We start from the raw sequence: 19,664 nt of genomic DNA on the forward strand, positions 1-19,664 counted from the left end.
TCAGATCCAGGGCGGGCTGGCGTAGTCGGCGGTGGCGAGGCGCTCGGGGTAGATGACCTCCTGGCTGCCGTCTTGCCACTGCTGGAACAGCGGCCAGACCGTGTCCTGCCCGTACTTCACGTCGTGGGCGTACTCGTGGTCGGGGCCGTAGTACTCGATCGTGCCCGCTGTGCCCCGGTAGGAGCTGTCCTCCAGCGCCGTGACGACCTCGTCGGAGCTGACGTAGCCCGCACTGGAGACGGCCTCTGCGTACTGCTTGACGGCGTCGAACGTGATGTAGCCGGTGTAGACGGGGTAGCTCCCGAACTCGGACTGGTAGGCGTTCGCGAACGGCACCGTCTTCTCGGTCACCTCCGACGTCGGCGTCGCCGAGTTCTGGGTGATGCCGAACTGGCAGGCTCCCTCCGTCGCCGCCGAGTACGAGGGCAGCTGCATCGGGACGTGGATGCCGCCGAACTCGAAGCCGCGCTGCTGTCGCGCCCACTGGACGATGGCCGGCGTCCCGGTGTGGGCCATCGCCGTCAGCACCGCGTCCGCCCCGGACGACTCGACCTCGTCGTAGATGGGCGTGAAGTTCTCCGTCCCGCTGGCGTAGCGCTCGCGCATCACGACCTCGACGCCGGTGTCGCCCAGCTGGTCGTCGAGCGCCTGCGAGACCGGTCGGGTCCACTCGTAGTCCTCGACGAGGACCGCGATCTGCTCCCAGCCCATCTCGCCGAACATCTCCTCGCCGAAGTCGACGAGGTTCGTCCCGAGGTGGTAGGCGTTGATGGGGCCGGTGCGGAAGTGGTACTTATAGGCCTCGTAGTCCTCGTTGACCCGGGCACTCGCCTCGGGCGTCGCGGCGCCGGTCGTCAGGTGGACCTTCTCCTGGTCGGCGATGTCGTCGAGGATGTTCAGGAGCACCTCGCTGGTGAAGATGCCCGTGGTCGCGTGGACCTCGTCGTCGAGGATGAACTCCTGGTACTTCTGCTTGCCAGTGCCGGGGTCCTCCTTCGTGTCCTTGACGACGACCTCCACGTCGTTGCCGTCGACCCCGCCGTTCTCGGTGAGCTGCTGTGCCGCGAGGCGTGCCCCGTTCGCGATGGATGCACCGATGGGGTTGTTCGTCGGCTCCGGTGCGAGCACGCCGATCTTGAGCGGCCCGTCGAGCTCCTCGCGCCCCCCACCGCCGCTCCCGGCGAAGCTGTCCAGACAGCCGGCGGACATCGCCAGCCCGGTCCCTGCGCCGGCGGCCTTCAGCAGTGGCCGTCTGCGGACGATGGTCTCCCCGCGCCGTCCGCTCCCCGAGTCTTTTCTCTGTGTGGCTTCTCCCGCACTTTGTTTACCATCGTTAACCATACTCGGATACCTGCTTTACCCTAATGACACTTAATACACGGGGTCTGTTGCCATACCACATAGGAACAATAGAATGAATGGGAGGACATACTAGGGCCGGCGGGTCGGACCAGGGTGGGTGAGGCCCTCGCCGCGACCGACGGACAGTTGTGCCACCCCGTACACGTCCGAACCATGCGGGCCACCCGACCGCGCGCCGTCGTCGCCGCCGTCATCGCCTGCACGTTCTTCGTCGGCTTCGGCGGCGGCGTCGTCTTCCCCATCCTGCCGAACCTCGGCGCGGTGCTGGGCATCTCGTCGTTCATGGTCGGACTCATCCTGAGCGCGAACCGGTTCGTCCGGCTGTTCGCCAACGCGCCGGCGGGCGCACTCGTCGACCGCATCGGCACCCGGAAACCGTTCATCGCGGGACTGGCAATCGAGGGGGTGGCGACGCTCGGCTACAACGTCGCCATCGAGTCGGCGGCACCAGAGGCGTGGTTCCTGCTCGCCAGAATCGCCTGGGGGCTCGGCAGCGCGCTCGTGTTCGCGACGGCGTACACCATCACCGCCGACGTCAGCGAGGCCAAGTCGCGCGGCACCAGCATGGGGTTCGTCCGGGCTGGCATCACGTTCGGCTTCCCCGCCGGGCTCGTCCTCGGGGGCGTCGTCAGCGACCTCTACAGCGTCCCGGTCGCCTTCTCCGTCGCGGCCGCGTTCGCGCTCGTCGCCAGCGTGCTCGCCTACGCCATCGTGCCCGAGACCCACGCGACCGACGTCCAGTCGTCGGTGAAGCCCTGGGAGATCGACCGGAGCGTCCCCGCGCTGACCGCGGGACTGGTCAACTTCGGGCTGTACTTCTCCTACGTCGGCGTGCTGTTCTCGACGCTCGTCGTCTTCCTCGGCGACCGTGGCATCGCCGTCTTCGGCTACACCGCACAGGGGACCTCGGGCTTTCTCATGGCGGGGACGGTGCTCGCGGGCTCGGTGTTCATGCTCGTCGGCGGGAGCCTCAGCGACCGCCTCGGCGCGCGGGTCCCCATCGTGCTGGCGTTCCTCGTGGCCGCCTGCGCCGGCTTCCTCGTGCTCGCAGTCGGGGATACCGCAGTCGGACTGCTCGTGGGCTGTCTGCTCATCGGCGCGGGGCAGGGTGGTGTCGGCGGGCCGCTGCTCGCGCTACTGGCGGACCTCACGCCCAGCGACCGGATGGGGCGGGCGACGGGGACGAACAACGTCCTCGGCGACGTCGGCGGTGGGCTCGGACCGCTCGTCGGCCTCCCGGCCGTCGATACGTTCGGGTTCGTCCCGGTGTACGCCGCCTGTGCCGTCCTCCCGCTCGCCGGGGGGCTCGTCCTGCTCGTCGGCGTCTACAGCCACACCGGGAGCCTGAACCCGCAGGTCGAGGACGCACCCACGAACTGAGCTCACTCGCCGAGGTGGGCGACGAACACCAGCCCGTCCGTCTTCAGCTCGAACTCCACGTCGACGTCGAGCGCGTTGTAGTCGAACGGCTCGGTGACGAGGTGGAAGCCGTTCGGTGTCTCCCGGCGGAGGTGGAGCGTCGTCCACTCGCGGAGCTCGGCCGCGAGCGCGTCGGCGTCGGCCGCCGTCGCGTCGTCCAGGTCGAAGACGAAGTTCGTCTCGTCGCGGCAGCCGTCGGACTGCAGCGTCGACGTGAACTCGCCGTCGACCCGCCCGAACTTCCGCAGGACGTCCTCGGAGCCGTTGAGCCGGGCCTCCAGCCAGTCGTCCATCGACCGACGGAGCGCGAACAGCGCCTTCCGGGTGTTGCGCGCGTTGGCGGTCAGGTAGAGCCGGTACGTCGCGTCGAACCGCGAGACTGCGTGGTCGAGCTCCGCGACGGCGGGTTCGAGGTCCGCCTCCTCGCACACCACCTTCCGGATGGCCGACGGCCCCTCGCCGTCGTCGTTCTCCTTCGACCGCGCCAGCGCGAGCAACAGGTAGACGCGCTCGGGGCCGAACTCGCAGTACTCGCGGAGGGTCGGGAGGTACTCCATGGTGGCCGTCGATTCCGCGGGGGGACCCAAAGGTGTCCCGGGGCCGTGCCGGGAGCTGGCACACCCGGCGCTACCTACATCCGGCCGGCCCGCGAACCACGACCATCGCGATGCTCACAGACTCGCCCGGCATCCACCACGTGACCGCAATCGTCGGCGAGCCCCAGGCGAACGTCGAGTTCCACGTCGGGGTGCTCGGACTGCGGTTCGTCAAGCGGACGGTGAACTACGAGAACATGCTCGCCTACCACCTCTACTACGGTAACGAGACGGCGGAGCCGGGCACCGTCCTCACCTGCTTCCCGTACCCGAACGACGTGCCTGCACGCCTCGGCAAGCCACAGTGGGAGTCGGTCGCCTTCGCCGTCCCGCCGGGCTCGCTGGAGTACTGGGTCGACCGCCTCGACGTCCACGACGTGACGTTCTCGGGCCCCGTCGAGCGCTTCGACGAGCGCCTGCTCCGGTTCACCGACCCGGCGGACACCCGCGTCGAACTCGTCGAGCACGACAGCCCGGTCGCGCCGTGGACCGACGGCTCCGTCCCCGCCGAGCACGCCATCCGGGGCATCCACGGCGTCACCGCGCTGTCGGCGAACCCGTACGCGACCGCCGGGATGCTCGACACGCTCGGCTTCGAGCTGGTCGGGGAGGAGCCGGTGGCGGCGTTCGACGGGGCAGACGGCGACGACGAACCGGCGGGAACCCGCGTCCGCTACCGCGCCGGCGGCGACCACGCGACCGTCGTCGACGTGCTCGACCGCTCCGCGGCGTACGGCCGGGAGGGCATCGGCACCATCCAGCACGTCGCGGTCCGCGTCGACAGCGTCGACGAACTGTACGAGTGGCACGCGCTGTTCCGCGAGCGCGACTTCGACGTCTCGCGGGTGCGGGACCGGAACTACTTCCACTCGCTGTACGTCCGCGAGCCCGGCGGCATCCTGTTCGAGCTGGCGACCGAAGAGCCTGGACTCACCGTCGACGAGGACGTCGCGACGCTCGGCGAGTCGCTCGTCCTCCCCGACTGGTTCGAGGAGGACCGCGAGCTCATCGAGTCGCAGCTCCCGCCGCTCGACGTGCCGGGGCTTGACTGAGCGATGGTGGGCGACGACCCCGACGCGGCTGCAGCCGACGACGAGGGCCCCGACCCACATGCCGACCAGCCCGTCGTCACTGCGGGCGCACCGAGCGTGGCGGCCGAGGTCGCCGTCATCCTCGTCCACGGGCGCGGCGCGACCGCCGACGGCGTCGTCAACCTCGCGGAATCGTTCTACCGCCACGGCGTCGCGTTCTTCGCGCCGCAGGCGTCGCGGAGCCGGTGGTTCCCGTACGACGCCCGTGGCGAGGTCGAGCGCAACGAACCGCACCTCTCCTCGGCGGTCGATGCGGTCGAGCGCGCGCTGGCGCAGGCCGGAGCCACCGGCATCCCGGCCGAGCGGACGGTGCTGTTCGGCTTCTCGCAGGGCGCGGCGGTCGTCACGGAGCTCCTGCGTCGCCGGCCGCGACGGCTCGGCGGCGTGGTCGTCCTCTCCGGGAGTTTCGTCGGACCCGAGGACAGGGAGTTCCCCGAAGCGGCGGGCTCGCTCGCCGGCACGCCGGTGTTCGTCGCCTCCGGCGACGCCGACGAGTACGTCCCGGTCGACCGTGTCGGGGCGACCGCCGACCTGTTCCGGGCGCTCGACGGCGACGTGACGGAGCGGATCTACGAGGGGCTGGAACACGGTATCTCGGAGGCCGAGTTCGACGTGATACGTGGACTGCTGGACGAGCTGCTGGAGAACTGACGCTCGCGGCGCGGGGTTCGCGTGACTCAGACCGAGACGCCGAGCTGCGAGAGCAGACCGGGCTCCATGACGAACAGCGAGAAGCCGAGCGCGGCCCCGCCGGCGAGCGCCACGAGGGCGTACCACGGCTCGTACCGGATGGTCTTGAACGCCTTGCTGCTGTACCGCTTGTAGCCGAGACTGCCGGCGACGAACGCGACGACGACGCCGGTGACGATCTCGGTCCGCCCCTCGACGTAGAGCCAGGTCATCGCGAGCCCGACGACCAGCCCGAGCTCGACCGCGTGGATCTCGTGGTGGGTGACCTGCCGGACGCCCTTCGAGATGGGGACGAACGACGGCAGGGTGAACGCGACGTTGTGCTTCGACGCGCTGGCGCGTGTCGTGGTCGTCGTCGACACCGCGCCCTTGCTCGCGGCGCTGCTGCCGGTGTTCACGGTCGTCCCGGCCGCGGCGTTCTTCAGCGTCCCGCCGGCCCGACGCTTGACGAGCCAGCGCACGCCGCCGATGCTCAACAGCCCGCCCGCGCCGTAGACGGCCGCGTTCTGCGGCGTCATCGTCGCGAGCACGTCCTCGACCGCCTGCGCCGCCTCCGGCGGGAGTCCCTGTAGCACCAGTCCCTGGATGAGCCCCACGAGTAGCATCGTGTCGAGAGAGGGCGTCAGACCGGCAAGTACCCCGACGCTAGTCATCTCGTGTCACCCCCGGTGCCCGCCGAGAGGTCCCGTTCGTCGGGCTCGACGATGTCGTCGTAGCGCAGGCGACTGGCTATCTCGCCGGCACCGCTGGAGACGCGCCGGCTCGACCAGAGGTGGGTGCGCCCGTCGGTCCAGCGCGCCAGCTGGTAGTGCCGTTCGACGTCGCGGCCCGCCCGGGTGACCTCCTCCTCGTGGAGCCGCAGCGGGTCGTCCGTGTCGAGGATGCGGCCCTTCGGTGTCGGCAGCCGCTGGAGCGGGTCGCCCATCGAGTCGGCGTCGAGCAGCAGCGCGAGCGCGAGCCGGTAGCTGTCGGGGTCCGCCGCCATCGCCTCCGACCCGGTCTTCGGGCGCACCGGCTGCATCGCGAAGTAGTGGTCCGGAACCGAACTCGCCAGCTCGTACTCGGGCAGGTCGACGGGCGTGTGCGCGACCACGTCGCGGGTGACGAACCGCTCCTCGGGCGTGCCGTCGCCGCCGCGCCGGACGACGACGGAGCCGACCGAGCTGCCCCAGACGGGGGTGGAGAGGTTCGGGTGGTCCGTGAGACCACCGAGGTAGACGTGGCCGTCCGGCGGCACGCCCGCGGGCTCCTCGCCGGTGTGTATCGTCACCGTCTCGTCGGCGTCGAGGACCGCGGGCTCGCCGTCCTCGTCCGCCTCGAATCCGAACAGTTCGTCCGTCGGCTGACCCACGGTCGTCGTCCCGACCGTCACCTCGACGGTCCAGCCCGTCACGTCGAGCGGTGCGTCCCCGACGTTCCGGAGGACGAGCCGTTCGTCCGCTTCGTCGGGGCCGGCGACGACACGGTCGATGGCGAGGTCGGGCTCGACGAACTCCTCGCGCTCGAGCGGCGACCCGACCGGGCTCTCGACGCGCTCCTCGACGGCGAACGCGAGGTTGGCCATCTCGTCGCGGGCGAAGGAGACGCGCTCGACGGCGTCGCTGGACTGGCTCTCGGCGAGTGTCGGCGGCAGGAACAGCCCGGGCTCGCCGTCGTCGGTCACGTCCTCCGGCAGGTCGTCGAAGGTGAACGCGTTCCAGCGGTCGGTCACCGACGTCACCGGCTCGATGTCGGTCGTCTCCCCGAACGTGTCGGTGACGGTCATGTCGGTGATGCGGGTGAGCGTCCCGATTGGAGCCGACAGCGGGAAGAGGAACCAGTCGTCGCCGTGGACGAGGCTGAAGTCGAGCAGGAGCAGCTTCGACAGCTCCTCCGGCCCGGCCGGGATATCGTCCAGGTTGACGGCGGCGTCCTCGAACTCCCACCAGCGCGAGGCGGGCATCCCCCGGTAGCGGAGCTTGCTGAGCGTCATGTCCTTCGACTTCGACTCGGAGAGCTCCCCGTCCGTGTCGGCGGCCGACGGCGGCGACAGCGTGTCCAGCGGCCCGCTCGCGACCGAGAAGGAGTACCAGTCGAGGTGGCCGCCGGGGTACTCCTCGGCCTTGAGCACCGTCTCGCCCTCGGCGGGGCCGGTCGCGACGGAGAACTGGTGCTCCTGTCGGTCGTCCTGCCACGCCGGGTTCGCGCCCGACTCTGGCTCGTCGTAGAGGTCGGCGTACCAGTCGACGAAGCCCGTCGCGGCGCGCTTGACCCCGTCCGAGAGCGACTCGTCCTGCGGAACCGGGAGCCCGTCGGCCGACGACGGCCACGACGGAGCCTCCCAGCCCGCGGCGTCACGGATGCCCGGCACCCCGGCGACGAGCGCGGCGTAGACGGCGTGGCCGTCCACTGCGCGCCCGTCGGTGAGCGACGTGAACCGGCGGTCTCCGGGGTCGAGCGCCGCGTCCGGCTCGGCGAGCAGGAACCGCTCGGGCTCGCTCGCGTTCGGGTCGGCGAGGTCCGCCGCGGCGTAGGTGCCGTCGGCCGGCGTCACGTCCTCCCGTGCGAGGAACCGGAGGTACGTCTGGCCGGCGTCCGCCCGGAGTCGTGCTGGCGGCACGTCGTCGCCCGTCAGCCCGGTCGTCACCGGCTCGCGCTCCGCGAGCACCTCCAGCGGCTGGCCCTCGTACGGCTGACCGTTGCCGGCGACGGTCTGGTCGGGCGAGTCGTCCCCGTTCGACCCGTCCGCGCCGCCCGACTGCGCGGTGTCGTAGTCCTGCAACACGCCCCGTGCGATGGCGACGACCTCGCGGACGTGCGTCGTCGTCCGCTGGCCGCCGACCTGCAGGAGCACCGCGAACGTCGTCGCGGCTGCCTGCCAGCTCGCCGACCCCTCGGCGTAGTCGACGAGTTCGGCGACGAGCTGGTCGACGCCGTCGCCGCCGACCTGCGTCTCCGTGCTCGGCTGGTTCGCGAGGTAGCCCAGCGCGCGGTCGATGAACGTCGACTCGGTGCCGTCCTCCTCGGGCACCGACACCGTCAGGTACGCGAGCGCCTGCCGTCGCTGCGACGGCGTCTGGCCGCTGCCCGGTTGGACGTACGTCTCGAACGCCGACTGCGCGTCTGCGGGTTCGCCGCCGCCGGACTGCTGTGCCTCGAGGTGGTCGGCGACGGCGGTCGCGACCGCGTCGAGCTGGTTCCGCTCGTCGGCCACCGGGACGTTCCCCGCGCCGCCGAGCGCCGGTGGGGGCGTGATGGGCAGGTCCGAGCCGCCCGGGCCGGGGAGCAGCTCGGAGTAGTCGATGCCGCCGAGCTCGTACCGGCTCAGGTAGTCACGGGCGTACGAGACCGCGGCGGTGACCGGCGAGCCGGCGTCCTCGCCCTGGAACTCGCCGACCTGCCACTGGCGGCAGAGCAGCCACGCCGGGTCGTGTACCTCCGCGCGCAGCGGCCGCTCGATCTGCGGGTCGCGCGTCCGGGGTTCGAGCCGCGTCCAGAACGTCTCGGACGCGGTCCACGCCTCGATGTCGAGCGCCGTGGCGGGCTCGCTGTCGTCCACGGCTTGCGGCTCGGGTCGCTCGCTCATGCGCCCCCACCCCCGTCGCCGCCGGCCAGGTCGTCCGCCAGCCAGCGGTCGAGGTCCAGGTCGACGGTCGGCGAGTCCGGCACGTCACGGGTGTTGTGCGGCAGCGTGATGGCCGGGAGCAGCTGTCCGAGCACGCGCTGTTTCGGGTCCGACCGCGGCTTCCCGACGACGTTCAGGTCGACGCCGCGGAGCTTCGCGAGGTCGACGCTCTCCAGGATGGTTCGCAACAGCAGATCCTCCGACCACGGCGAGTCGCCGCCGTCGGCCGGCGGCACCGCGAGCAGGATGGACTGCGGCGGCTCCGTGCTCGGGTCGTCGTAGTTGACGGCGACGCCCGTCTTCTCCTCGGTCTTCGGGACGGCCTCCCGCCAGTCGTCGACGAGGAAGCCGGCGACCTGCGCGCCGGGCGTGCCGTCGGCGTCGCCCGGGCTCGGCGCGATGGGGTGGTCGGCGTGGTACCGCGTCGGGAACGTCGTCACCATCGACACCTGGCCGCGCTCGGGCGTCTCGTCGAGCCCGTCGATGCCCACCCAGTCGTCGGTCTCGCGGTAGGGGAGCTGTCCCACGCGGAGGTCGTCGCGCAGGAGCCGGCCGGAGACCATCTCGGCGTAGGAGAACGTCTGCTGCAGGTTCGCCGGCCGGTCGCGGACCCGGGCGGCCCGCTGGAGCCACGACTCGGTCTCCATCGGCGCGGCCGTCGACAGCAGCTCGTCGGTGTGGGTCGTCGCGAACGTCTTCGACAGCTCGGCCTGGTTCGGCGGCGACAGCGGCGGCAGCACGACGAAGCCCTCGCCGAACAGCGCCGTCAGCCGGTCGAGCTCGTGCTCGGCCGCCTCGGTGACGGTCGCGCTCTCGGCCGCCCCGCCGGAGAGCGTCGTCGCCGCGGCCGCGTTGTCGGCGGCACCCGGGACCAGCGCGGTGACGGCGTCGGCGTGCTCGCCGGCCTCGTCGAGTCGAGCGTGGAGCCGGTCCGAGACGCCCCGTGCTTGCGCGACGAGCGTCCGCTCGTCCTCGGGCCGACCGCCGGTCGCGGACCGCGGGCTGCTGGCGTAGACCCCGAAGTACGACGCCCGGAGCAGCGGGATGCGGAGCGTCTCCAGCACGCAGTGCCGGAACGTCTCGTCCAGTCGGGTCGAGCGCGCAACGGCTGCGAGCGGGGCAAGCTCCGTGTCGACCTCGGTCGCGAGCGACCCGGTGGTCGAACGCCACCAGCCGTCGAAGCCGTTCCGGGCGTCGACCGGGCGGAAGACCGGAGCGGTCCCCTGCTGGCCGGCGTGCTCCTCGTAGCGGTCGATGGTCGTCCGGAGCGCGCCACAGACCGCGACGAACTCCGTCGAGGGCGTCGCGTCGCTGGACTCCCGCCCGTCGACGCCGAGTTCTGCTTCGACGTCCTCAAAGCGCTCGTCGAACCGCTCGAAGCGGCTCCACGGCTCGCTGTCGTCGACCGCCTCACGGAGTCTTTCGAGCGCCTCGACCATCGGTTTGACCGCCCGTTCCGTCGGCCTGACGTGGTCCACGTGCTCGAGCTCGTCGAGGGGCTCCTCGATGGCCTCGAACACCCTCTCGGCCGCGTGCTCGTCCCGGCAGTCCGGCAGCTCGTCGAGGAGGGCGAGGATGCGGTCGGTCGTGTCGACCGCGATGTCGTAGTCGGGTGACCGCATCCGCCGCTCGACCTCGTTCCGGTCGAGCACGTCGCGGAGCGCCTTCGCCCGCTGGACGGCCTGCCGGTGTCCGGGGAGGCCGTCGATGTCGCGGTAGTACGCCGCCAGCGCGGCGAGGTCCGCGTCCAGCCCACTCCGGTCGGCGTCGGTGGCAGTCTCGGGGTAGTGGACGAACCGCCGGAGCCGTTCGAGGAACGCCGCGGGGTCGTCGACGGCGTCGTCGAACGCCACGGCGGCCCACTGCGACTCCTCGAACAGCACGAGGAGGTGGACGAACGACGCCCGTGCGGCCTGCGACTCGACGCGCTCGACGCTGGCGACGAACTCGGCGGCGAACCGCAGGAGCTCGTCGTCGCGGTCGCGGTCGGCCGGGTTCCGGAGCAACTGGGCGAGCGCGGTCCGCACCCGTGCCAGCCGCTCGTGGTCGGCCGTCGGCCAGAACCGCGCGTCGTCGACGCGGTCCTCGCCGCCGGTCACGTCCACGGCGTCGACCAGCCCGGTCGCGGCGAGCGGTTCGAGGGCGGTCGCGAGGGTATCCGCCAGCGCCCGGAGGTCGAGGGCCGACAGGTCGGTCAGCTCGGCGAGCACGGCCACGTCGTCGTCGCTGACGTCGAGCGCGGGACCGGCGGGCCGGCTTCCGGTCGAGCGCGCGTCCACCTCGGCCTTCCAGTTCCGGACGAGGTCCGCCTCCGCGGTGATCGCCGGCCAGTCGGTATCGTTCGACAGGCGCGACTGGAGCGCGCCGGCTGGCGAGTCGTACGCGTCGGGGTCGAGAGCCGGGCGGGCCGAGCCGAGCCAGCACAGCGTCGGGAGCAGCGTCAGCCCCTCGAACAGCGTCCGGAGGTCCACGTCGTACGCGGGGTTCCGGACGTGGCCGTCGGCGGTGTACACGGTGTCGCCGTCGCCGTCGGTCGCGGTGACGGAGAACGCGGTGCCGGGCGCGACATCGCTCGCGTCGAGGGTGACCCCGAAGCGCCCGTCGTCCTGCGTCGTCGTCGAGACGGTCGTGTCGAACGCGGTCGTCTCGTCGCCGGCCTGGTCGCTGGTCACGGTCACCGTTATCGGGGTCTCAGCACCCGGGGGCACGTCGGCGAGGCCGGTCAGGTCCCGGTCCGTGTCGCCGCCGGTGTCGGGGTCGACGACGTGGACGCTGCGCGGTTCGACGAACCGCCCGCGTTCGCTGTAGACGACGGTGCCGCCGGAACTCGCGACGACGAGGAACGGTGCGCCGGGCGTGCAGCCGTGACAGTCGATGTCGACGGTGAACACGCCGTCGGCGTCGGTCTGGACGGTGCGCTGCTCGACGTACTGGACGGGGAGACCCGTCGCCACCACGTCCGCGCCGGTGTCGCCGAGGACGGTCACGTCGAGCGAGGCGACCTCGTCGAGGTCGGTCTCGCAGCGCAGCGTCCGGCCGGCGAGCGCCTGCACGGTCAGCTCCTCGCGCACGTCCTTCGGGTCGGTCGGCCCAGCGGGGAGCGCCCGGAGCAGGCGTTCGAGCTCGGTCGTCAGCACGTCGCCGTCGGCGGCTGTCGCGTCGTCGACCTGGGTGCAGGCTTCCTCGACGCCCGAGACCGGGACCTGTGCCCGGAACTCGGCGACGGCGTCCTGCACGTGCTCGACCTGCTCGGTGACCGTCGGCTCGTCGCGCTCGCCCTCCGGTGTCTCCTTCGCGTCGGTCGGGTCGACGTCGGGGTCGAGCAGCTCGCGCCGGTTGTCGACGAGCGCGGTCACGTCCGCGAGCGCGGCGGCGGCCGCGTCGCCGCGGCCGTGCAACTCCGCGAACGTCTGCTCGTCGTAGCCGGGGCCGGTCTGCTCGGCCGGGTGTGCGAGGTCGTCCGCCGTCGCGGGCCGTCCGTCGGCGAGCGTGTCCCGGACCGTGCGGACGAGTTCGAGGAAGTCGGCGGCGCTGACGCGGGCCCCGCCGTCCTCCCGGAAGCGCAGGTCGACCGTCGCGTCGGCCGGGATCGGCGGGTGTCCCGTGTCGGCGGTCGTCGGCTTCGTCTCGCGGTTCCGTCGCAGGTAGTACGCGAGGCGCTGCTCCAGCTGGGTCCGGGCCTGGTCCTCGCCCTCCTTCGAGAACGCAACCGCGTCCAGCGGCGACAGCAGCAGTTCGTCGAACGTGAGCGTCGTGTCCGCGACGAACTCGCGCTCGACGGGCTCTGCGGGCCACACCCGGTAGCAGACGAGGCAGTCCGCGGGCGTGCCCTCGGTGAACTCGACGGTGAAGCTCCCGTCCCGCACGGATTTCACCTCGACCGTGACGCTGGCGTTCGGCCCCGTCGGGATGTCGACGACGGACCCCGCCCCGCTCGGTGCGGCGACGGTCCCGTCGGTCACCGTGTCGGCCATCGCCCGCTGGCGGCCGACGCCGGTCGTGAGGCCGTGGCCCAGTCCCGTCGTCGCGTCGGTCAGCGACACGGCCGTTCCGGCCTTCATGTCGGTGTCGGTGACGCCGGGGAGCGCGACGAACTCGATGGCTCCCGGCCGGCTGTCGCTGGCGAGCGTGTTCTCGCCGTCGGCGAGGACGCCCACCTCGGGCGTCGGCTCGTCCGGCGGCGACTCGATAGCGACGTAGGTGACCGGCCGGGGGGCGCTGCCGGTCGAGACCGCGTTCAGCTGCAGGTCGGTGCCGAGACCCGTACACGAGAGCGACCAGTCGCCGTCGAGGTGGACGACGCGGTCCTCGCGGGCGGTCCCCGACGCCGCCGTGCCTCCCGAGGGGTCCTGCGAGAGCGAGAGCGCGTGCTGCGTGAGGCCGTTCCCGCCGGTGGTCGCCTGGCCGTAGGAGAGCCCGACCGAGCCGCCCGTCGCGGCGGTGGTCGCGCCCTGCGTCCCGAGCGCGCTGGCGTCCACCGCGTCCGTCGCGGTCAGGACGACGGTGTCGGCGTCGATTCCGAGCGGTTCGGTACTGCTGCCGGACTGCGTCTCCAGATGGCCGACGGAGACGAGCCCCGGGTCGGTGACCGACAGCGCGAGGTAGTCGACCGAGACGGCGCGGTCGGTGCCCTGAACGGTCACGTCGAACTCGAAGCCGTCGGTCGTCGTCTCGCTCACGGTGCCACGCACCGAGTCGCCGTCGTCGCCGGCGAAGGAGAGGTGGAGCGCGTCGTCGGTGTCGGCGGTCCCGACGGTCGTCCCCGTCTCGGTGTCGTACACCGCGGAGACGGACTGCTGGGTCAGGCTGCCGTCCGTTCCGCGCTTCGCCGACCCGTGGCCCCAGCCGTGGACGGTGGGGGCGGTGTCGTCAGCCTGGGTCTTCTCGCCAGGGCCCGCCGCCGCCACGGACGCGGTGAACACCACCACGTCGGGCTCGAACCCGACGTCGGTGACGGAGACGCGACCGTCCGACGCCGGCGTCCGGAAGGAGCCGGCGGTGAACTCGCGCTCTTCCGTCCAGCGGTAGGCGGCCTCACAGCCGACGTCCGCGGGGTCGGGTAGCAGCTCGCCGACCCAGGCGTCGAGGTTCGGCTCGGCCCCGGACCGGGTCTGGAGCGGGAACGCCCCGTTCGCGTCGACGGCCGGGACGGCGGGGGCGGTCTCGTCGTCGGGGCCGTCGCCCGGGCCGACGGCGTCGACCCGCGGGTGGGTGAACGCGGTGTCGTCGGTCCACGCCGTCGGCGTCGTCGCCCCGTCGGCGTCGCCGAAGGTGACGAGCAGCCGGTGGGTCAGTCCCACCGACGTTCTCGGGGTGTCGAGCACCTGCGGCTCGGGGACGGTGTTGCCGTTCGCGAGCGCCTCCAGCGAGCCGGTCGCCCGCGAGTAGTTGCCCTGCGTGAACTGGTGGACGCTCTCGGCCGTGAGCGTGTCCCGGACGGCGTCGACCGCCTCGAACAGGTGCCAGAGCGCGCCGAGCACCGCGTCGTTCGACAGCGACGGCAGCCCGTGCTCTCCCTGCAGGTCGGCGTAGGCGTCCACGTCGGGGCGGGCCTCCGCCTCGGGCCGGCGCGGCGGCCGCGGGTCGACGGTGTGGGTGGCGTCGTCGAACGTCAGCGACCGGTAGAGCCGGTAGCCGTCGACCACGTCGCTCCGGGCCGCCTCGCCCGACGACGCCGGGCCGCCAAGCGTGCCCGTGAACGTCGGGTACGCCTGCCGGAAGTTCTGGATGTACTGCTGCTCGCCGGCCTCGTGGAGGCCGCGCTCGAACCGGTAGCCGAGCAGCGCGCCGAGGGGCTGTCCCTCGCGGACGCCCTCGAGCAGCTGCTTCGCGATGCGAGCGCGGCCGGCCGAGAGGTCGACCGCCGAGAGGTGGCCCTCGTCCTCGTTCTCGAACGCCCGGTGGCCGCCCCGGAGGACCGCCGCGGTCGTCGCCTGTTCGAGGGACGGTGCGTGCAGGAACTCGCCGGTGTCGTCGGTGTCGTCCGGGTGGAGGTCCTCGACGTAGCCCCACGCGCCGACGTGGATGCCCGCCGAGCTCTCCGGCAGCGGCACCGACGGCGAGACCTGCTCGGTGCTGGGTTCGCTCACGAGGTCGTTGCCACCCGATAGGAGCCCTTCGACGTACGTCTGGTCGATCTCCGGTGCCGCGTACTCCGCCGATTCGAACAGCTCGCTCACGTCGTCGTTCCCGCCGAAGTCGAACCCGGTGTCCCCGGCGAGGCCCGTGCCGTCGGTGACGTCGCTCGCATCCTTCCGTCGGATGCCGTCACGGGCGTCGTCTCGCGCGTCGGTCTCACCGGCGTCGTTCCGTCCGTCGGCGTCGTCCGACACTTCCGCGCTGGCCCCGTCATCATCGTCGCCGCCCGCCTCCGACCGGGGGCTCTCCGGTGGCCACTCGGGGAACTCACCCGGCGGAACGTACGCGTCGGTGTCCTGCCAGACGTTCTCGCCGCCGTCCCGGTAGGTGACCGGCTCCGGCTGGTACCAGTTCCCCTGGTCGTGTCGATGTTCGGCGAGCCGTCGCGTCGCCAGCGAGGTCTCCCAGGCGTCGAAACGGTGACTGGCGAGGTCGAGCGTGCCGCGGACCAGGCGGTCGATGGTGTCGTCGCCGCGTGACTGGAGGTAGCGCAGGCTGTGGCCGACCTGTTCGAGCCGCGGGTCGTCGTTCGCGTCGACGCTCCCGAGGTCGAACGGCGTCTGGAGCCGGCCCGGGTGGTAGTCGTCGAAGATGTCCGGCGCGGTCACGGGGTCGAGGAAGTCGTTGACGCTGGCGATGCCGTCGTCGAACGACTCGTTCTCCAGTTCGAGCAGCACCGAGCTCACGAACTCGGAGGCGCTGTCGAGGGTCGCCTGCCCGTCGAGGAAGAACGTCCGGAGCGCGGCCGAGTGGTGGGCGCGCATGAGGCTGAACCGGAACAGGTGGTGGGCGAGCGAGCGCAGCACCGCGGGGTTCTCGTCGTAGCGGGCGTCGCTCCCGAGGCGGTGGAGGACGTCGAGCTTCTCGAAGCGGGCGCGGCGCTGGCGCATCGCGTAGTACTGCCACACCCGCGGCCCCTCGTAGCTGAACGTCTCCGGTGTCCCCCAGAGGTCGCTCGGTGCCATCCCCTGTCGGTAGATCGGCGTCTCCGGGCGGTAGTTCGCCAGCGGTCTGTCCCCGTCGACCAGCGAGTAGGCGGGGTCGCCGATGTTCTCGAGCGTCGCGTGCTCGGTGAACAGGGGCACCTCCTCGCCGTCGTCGTCCACGTGCGAGCGGTGGAAGTTCGTGGTGACCCGCTGGGGGTTCGTCCTGGTCCCGCCGTGGCCACCGCCGCCGACGAAGCCGTCCAGGTCGTCCCGGTCGATGAGGTCGACCGTCTCCTCCCCGGTCACGTCGAGGTACGTCTCCTTCTTGAACTCGTTCGAGAGCGAGCCGTCGTCGTCGTACTCGAGCTGCGTGCCCATCTTCCGGACCGTGTCGTAGTCCTCGGTGAGCAGCGCGCGCAGGTGGTCCTGTACGCCGGCATCGACCACCGGGACCACGTCGTCCTCGTTGTCGAGGTCCTGGAACAGCAGGTTCGTGACGCGGACGTCGAGCGCGCTCACGTCGACGGCCTCGCCGGTCAGCGCGTTCTCGACCGCGCTCCGGATGATGTCGCGGTGTTTCTGGAGGGCCTTCGAGCGGTTGGTGCCGAGGGTGACCTCGTCGTTCCAGTTCGCGGTCTCGCCCTCCTCGTCGTCTGGGCGGACGAACGTCCCCGTCGCGGGGTTCCACTCCCACTCCATGATGCGGAAGTTCGTCATCGTCTGCTTGACCACGTCCGCGATCTGCTCGTCGGTCGCGTCGACGAGCGCACCGGCAAGGCTGTCGTTGTCCCGTCGACCGACGAGCGCCTCCATCACGGTATCCTCGTACATGTCGAGCACGTCCAGCGTAAACGACTTCGCGCCGTCCTCGCCGGGGGTCTGTCCCAGGCCGACGCCGGTCGTGTCGAGGCCGAGCAGGTTCGCCAGCGAGCCGTCGTGGGCGAGGTAGCGCCGCGACTGGTAGCCGTTGGCCGTCGCGGTCATCGAGAGGATCTCGCTCAGCTCGGTCGTCGTCCCGGCCCGGCCGACGTGCGGAACCGCCGGAATCGAGCGGCTGTTCGACCGCGTCGCGCCCGTCGCCCAGGCGTCGCGGAACGTCCGCAGCCAGCGGTCCAGATGGCCGGGGTCGTCGGGCGTGCCGACGAGCTCGTCGTCGCGGACACCGATGCCGAAGGGCGGCAGCTCGTTCCCCTCGTCGTCCATGCTCATCGGAAGATCCCCCCGCTGGAGTCCTCGTCGTCGTCGTCACGCGGCCGTTTCCCGCGCCGACCCCCGCCGCCGTCCGGGTCGATGGCACGGCCGTCCGCGTCGGTCTCGACGGACGAGGCGGCCAGCTCCTCCCGGGAGTAGTTCTCGTTCAGCTCGTCGGTCGAGAGGACGCTCGACGCCTCGTCCGGCGAGTAGTGCGTCGCCATCTCTGACGCCGAGAAGACCCGTCGCGTCTCGGCGGGTTCGAACGTCCGCGCGAGGTACGCGTCGGGGATCTCGTCCCTGGCGTCCTCGGGACGGTACGTCCGACGGAACTCCTCGGACGAGCCGGTCGTGTAGTCGTACGCCGGGTCGTTCCCGCGCAGGGTGGTCTCGGACGCCTCTTCGCTGGACCCGCCGTCCGAACCGCCGATGCGGATGTCCCCGATGGACCAGCCGTCCCGGTCGTCGGCCGCCTCGGCGATGCTCACGCCGCCGCCGACGGACACGTGGTCGTCGCCGGTCTCGATGCCGTCGAGCGCGCCGCCGCCGGCCCAGAGCCGTGCGTCGCTGTCCGGGTCGCTGACGGTCGCCGGGAGGAAGCCGTACGGCTGTCGGCCGGCCCGGAGCGTCGGCAGCGGTCCGCCGGCGCGGACGTACTCGATGAAGTGCCGCCGGTAGGCCTCGTACCAGCCTGCGGGGTCGTCGCCCCGGAACCACGTCGAGATATCGGGGTCGTCGAGCTGGTCGAACAGCGGTGGCGTCGCGTCGGAATCGTCGAAGCGGTTGGGTCGGAGCATTGTCTGGATGTAGTAGCCGAGCGTGCCGGACCAGAGCGCGGAGTTGGCGTGCCAGGCGTCGAGCTGGTCGGTCGCGTCGGCGTCGGCGACGTGGGCGAACACGTGGTCGTCGTCGCCGAGCGAGGACGGGTCGACGGCCAGCGCGCGGGCGAGCACGTCGCCGTCGGTCATGTCGCCGTGTTCGACCAGCGGCGCGCCGGCGTCGACGTCGACGGTGTCCTCGGGGTCCTCGCCCGAGTGGTAGCCGGAGGGTCGGTCGGCGTTGTTCGTCGGTGTCCCCTGCGGGACCAGCGAGAGTCCGTTCGTGTACTGTTGTGCGGCGAGGAGCTCGCGGAGCTGGCGTGCGGACTCGTCGGCGTCCATCGTCGCCTTCACGCCGGTCACGACGAGCTGCTCGAACCAGCCCTCGTCGAGGGGCCGGTCGCCGCCCGGGTGGACGTCCGCGGGCGTGATGCGCAGCGCCATGCCGGCGCGTTCGGCGGCCGCGAAGTCGACGAGCCAGTCGATGCCCGCCTCGGTCCGGGTCCCCTCGGGCGTGTCGGCGACGGCCTGCGTGGCGACCGCCATGGCGTCGGGGTCCGGGCCGACCCGGAGCGGCTCCCGTATCGCGCCGCCGTGGACGAGGAACGTCTCGCGGGTGTCGCCCTCGCCGTCGTAGTCGTCGTCGGCCGTCCAGACGCCGTAGACGAGCCACTCGTCGGGCAGCAGCCGGGCGACGGGAGCACGAGTCCACGAGCCCGGCCGGCCGTCTGGGTCGGGGAACGCGAGCGCACCGACGCTCTCGGCGGTCTCCGACCCGTCGAGCAGCGTCATCCAGTCGTGACTGCCGTCCACGTCGGGCCGGAGCGCGTGGACGACGTACTTCGCCCGCTCGCGACCGAAGCGCTCGACGAGCTGGCCCCACGCCCGCGTCCGGATGGCGCGCTTTCGCTCGGCCGGGTCGTCGGGGTAGCCGCTGTCGGGGAGTTCGACGAGCATGGCCACCAGCTCGTCCTGACGCTCTGCAGGCAGGTTCGTCGAGAGTTCCCGTGGGACGGGCGTCTCGACGGTCGCGTACCAGACGTACGCCCAGAAGTTCTGGCCCCACGTGCGCTCGGCGTCGGTGAGCTGTGGCTCGTGGCTGTCCTCGTGGATGCGGTCGGGGTACACGCGGACGAGCAGGTCGTCCTCGACGAACCGCGTCTCCAGTCGGACCGGCAGGAGCGCGATGGGCTCGTCCGACAGCGTCGACACGGTGTCGTCGACGGAATCGAGGAACTGCTGTACCCTCCCGGTGTTCGTCTGCGTGTAGCTCCCGTCGTCCTGCTCGGCGTACTGGTCGTTCAGTCGGTCCTCCACCGCGTCGCGCTTCGCCCGCGCCGCGGACACGAGTCGCCGGACGACCACCCGGAGGTGGCCGGCCATCGCGCGGTCGTCGGCTGCCGCGAGCGTCGCGACCGTCTCGGCCGCCGGCGTGTGGTCGCTCGCGCCCGTGACGAACCGTTCGAGGTCGTCGACGAGTGCCGAGAGCGAGCCGTCGCCCGAGCCGGTCCGGTTCGCGGACGACTCGTAGGCGCGTGCGGCGGCGAAGAAGTCCCCGTCCTCGTCGAGCAACGGCTCGCCGAGGTACGAGAGCTCCGAGCGGCGCACCGGGACCGTGTAGTTCGGGCCAGGGCCGGGCTCGAGGAACCGGGTCGCCGCGCGCTCGACCGGCGTCGGGTCCGCGCTGCCGCCGTGCTTGCGTGCCTCCGCGAACTCGGCCACGGTCGAGAGCAGGTGACTCGCGCGCGTCAGCTCGTCCTCGGCTGTCCGGAGGGCGTCGCGCACGTCGGCGACGCTCGCCTCGCTCATGGCGCACCCCCGCTGGCTGC

Annotated in this window: 9 protein-coding genes; 3 read left to right on the forward strand and 6 right to left on the reverse strand. The window is 71.8% G+C overall.

Annotation, left to right across the window (positions count from 1 at the left end; all coding sequences use genetic code 11):
- A complete protein-coding gene (locus tag NOW55_RS09215; RefSeq protein WP_256399804.1) occupies positions 1-1,341 on the reverse strand; it encodes an ABC transporter substrate-binding protein in 1,341 nt (446 codons plus the stop codon).
- Positions 1,342-1,515: 174 nt separating this feature from the next.
- On the opposite strand from NOW55_RS09215, the gene NOW55_RS09220 reads away from it, so the two are divergent.
- Positions 1,516-2,742, forward strand: a complete 1,227-nt coding sequence (locus NOW55_RS09220; RefSeq protein ID WP_256399805.1) for an MFS transporter — start codon at positions 1,516-1,518, stop codon at positions 2,740-2,742.
- A gap of 2 nt (positions 2,743-2,744) precedes the next feature.
- On the opposite strand, the gene NOW55_RS09225 is transcribed toward NOW55_RS09220, so the two are convergent.
- Positions 2,745-3,338, reverse strand: coding sequence for a hypothetical protein (locus NOW55_RS09225; RefSeq protein WP_256399806.1), 594 nt, complete (start codon positions 3,336-3,338; stop codon positions 2,745-2,747).
- Positions 3,339-3,448: 110 nt separating this feature from the next.
- On the opposite strand from NOW55_RS09225, the gene NOW55_RS09230 reads away from it, so the two are divergent.
- Together NOW55_RS09230 and NOW55_RS09235 are read left to right on the forward strand one after the other, a co-directional pair.
- A complete protein-coding gene (locus tag NOW55_RS09230) occupies positions 3,449-4,429 on the forward strand; it encodes a VOC family protein (protein ID WP_256399807.1) in 981 nt (326 codons plus the stop codon).
- A 3-nt stretch (positions 4,430-4,432) separates the two neighbouring features.
- Complete coding sequence (locus NOW55_RS09235) at positions 4,433-5,119, forward strand: alpha/beta hydrolase (protein ID WP_256399808.1); 687 nt, start codon at positions 4,433-4,435, stop codon at positions 5,117-5,119.
- A gap of 26 nt (positions 5,120-5,145) precedes the next feature.
- Here the strand turns inward: NOW55_RS09235 and NOW55_RS09240 are convergent, their stop codons facing one another.
- The 4 genes from NOW55_RS09240 to NOW55_RS09255 are packed head-to-tail and all read right to left on the reverse strand — an operon-like array spanning position 5,146 to position 19,644.
- A complete protein-coding gene (locus tag NOW55_RS09240) occupies positions 5,146-5,811 on the reverse strand; it encodes a hypothetical protein (protein WP_256399809.1) in 666 nt (221 codons plus the stop codon).
- Positions 5,808-8,723 (reverse strand): lamin tail domain-containing protein, encoded by a 2,916-nt coding sequence (locus NOW55_RS09245; protein WP_256399810.1) that lies wholly within the window; start codon positions 8,721-8,723, stop codon positions 5,808-5,810. The genes NOW55_RS09240 and NOW55_RS09245 overlap by 4 nt, the downstream gene beginning before the upstream one ends.
- Positions 8,720-17,035 carry a hypothetical protein gene (locus tag NOW55_RS09250; RefSeq protein WP_256399811.1) on the reverse strand — a complete coding sequence of 2,772 codons (8,316 nt, stop codon included), beginning with the start codon at positions 17,033-17,035 and terminating at the stop codon, positions 8,720-8,722. The genes NOW55_RS09245 and NOW55_RS09250 overlap by 4 nt, the downstream gene beginning before the upstream one ends.
- Entirely contained in the window at positions 17,032-19,644 is a 2,613-nt protein-coding gene (locus tag NOW55_RS09255; protein ID WP_256399812.1) for a hypothetical protein, read from the reverse strand. Before NOW55_RS09255 ends, NOW55_RS09250 begins: the two co-directional genes overlap by 4 nt.
- Positions 19,645-19,664: the final 20 nt, after the last annotated feature.

This window comes from Haloarchaeobius litoreus, assembly GCF_024495425.1.
GTDB lineage: Archaea > Halobacteriota > Halobacteria > Halobacteriales > Natrialbaceae > Haloarchaeobius > Haloarchaeobius litoreus.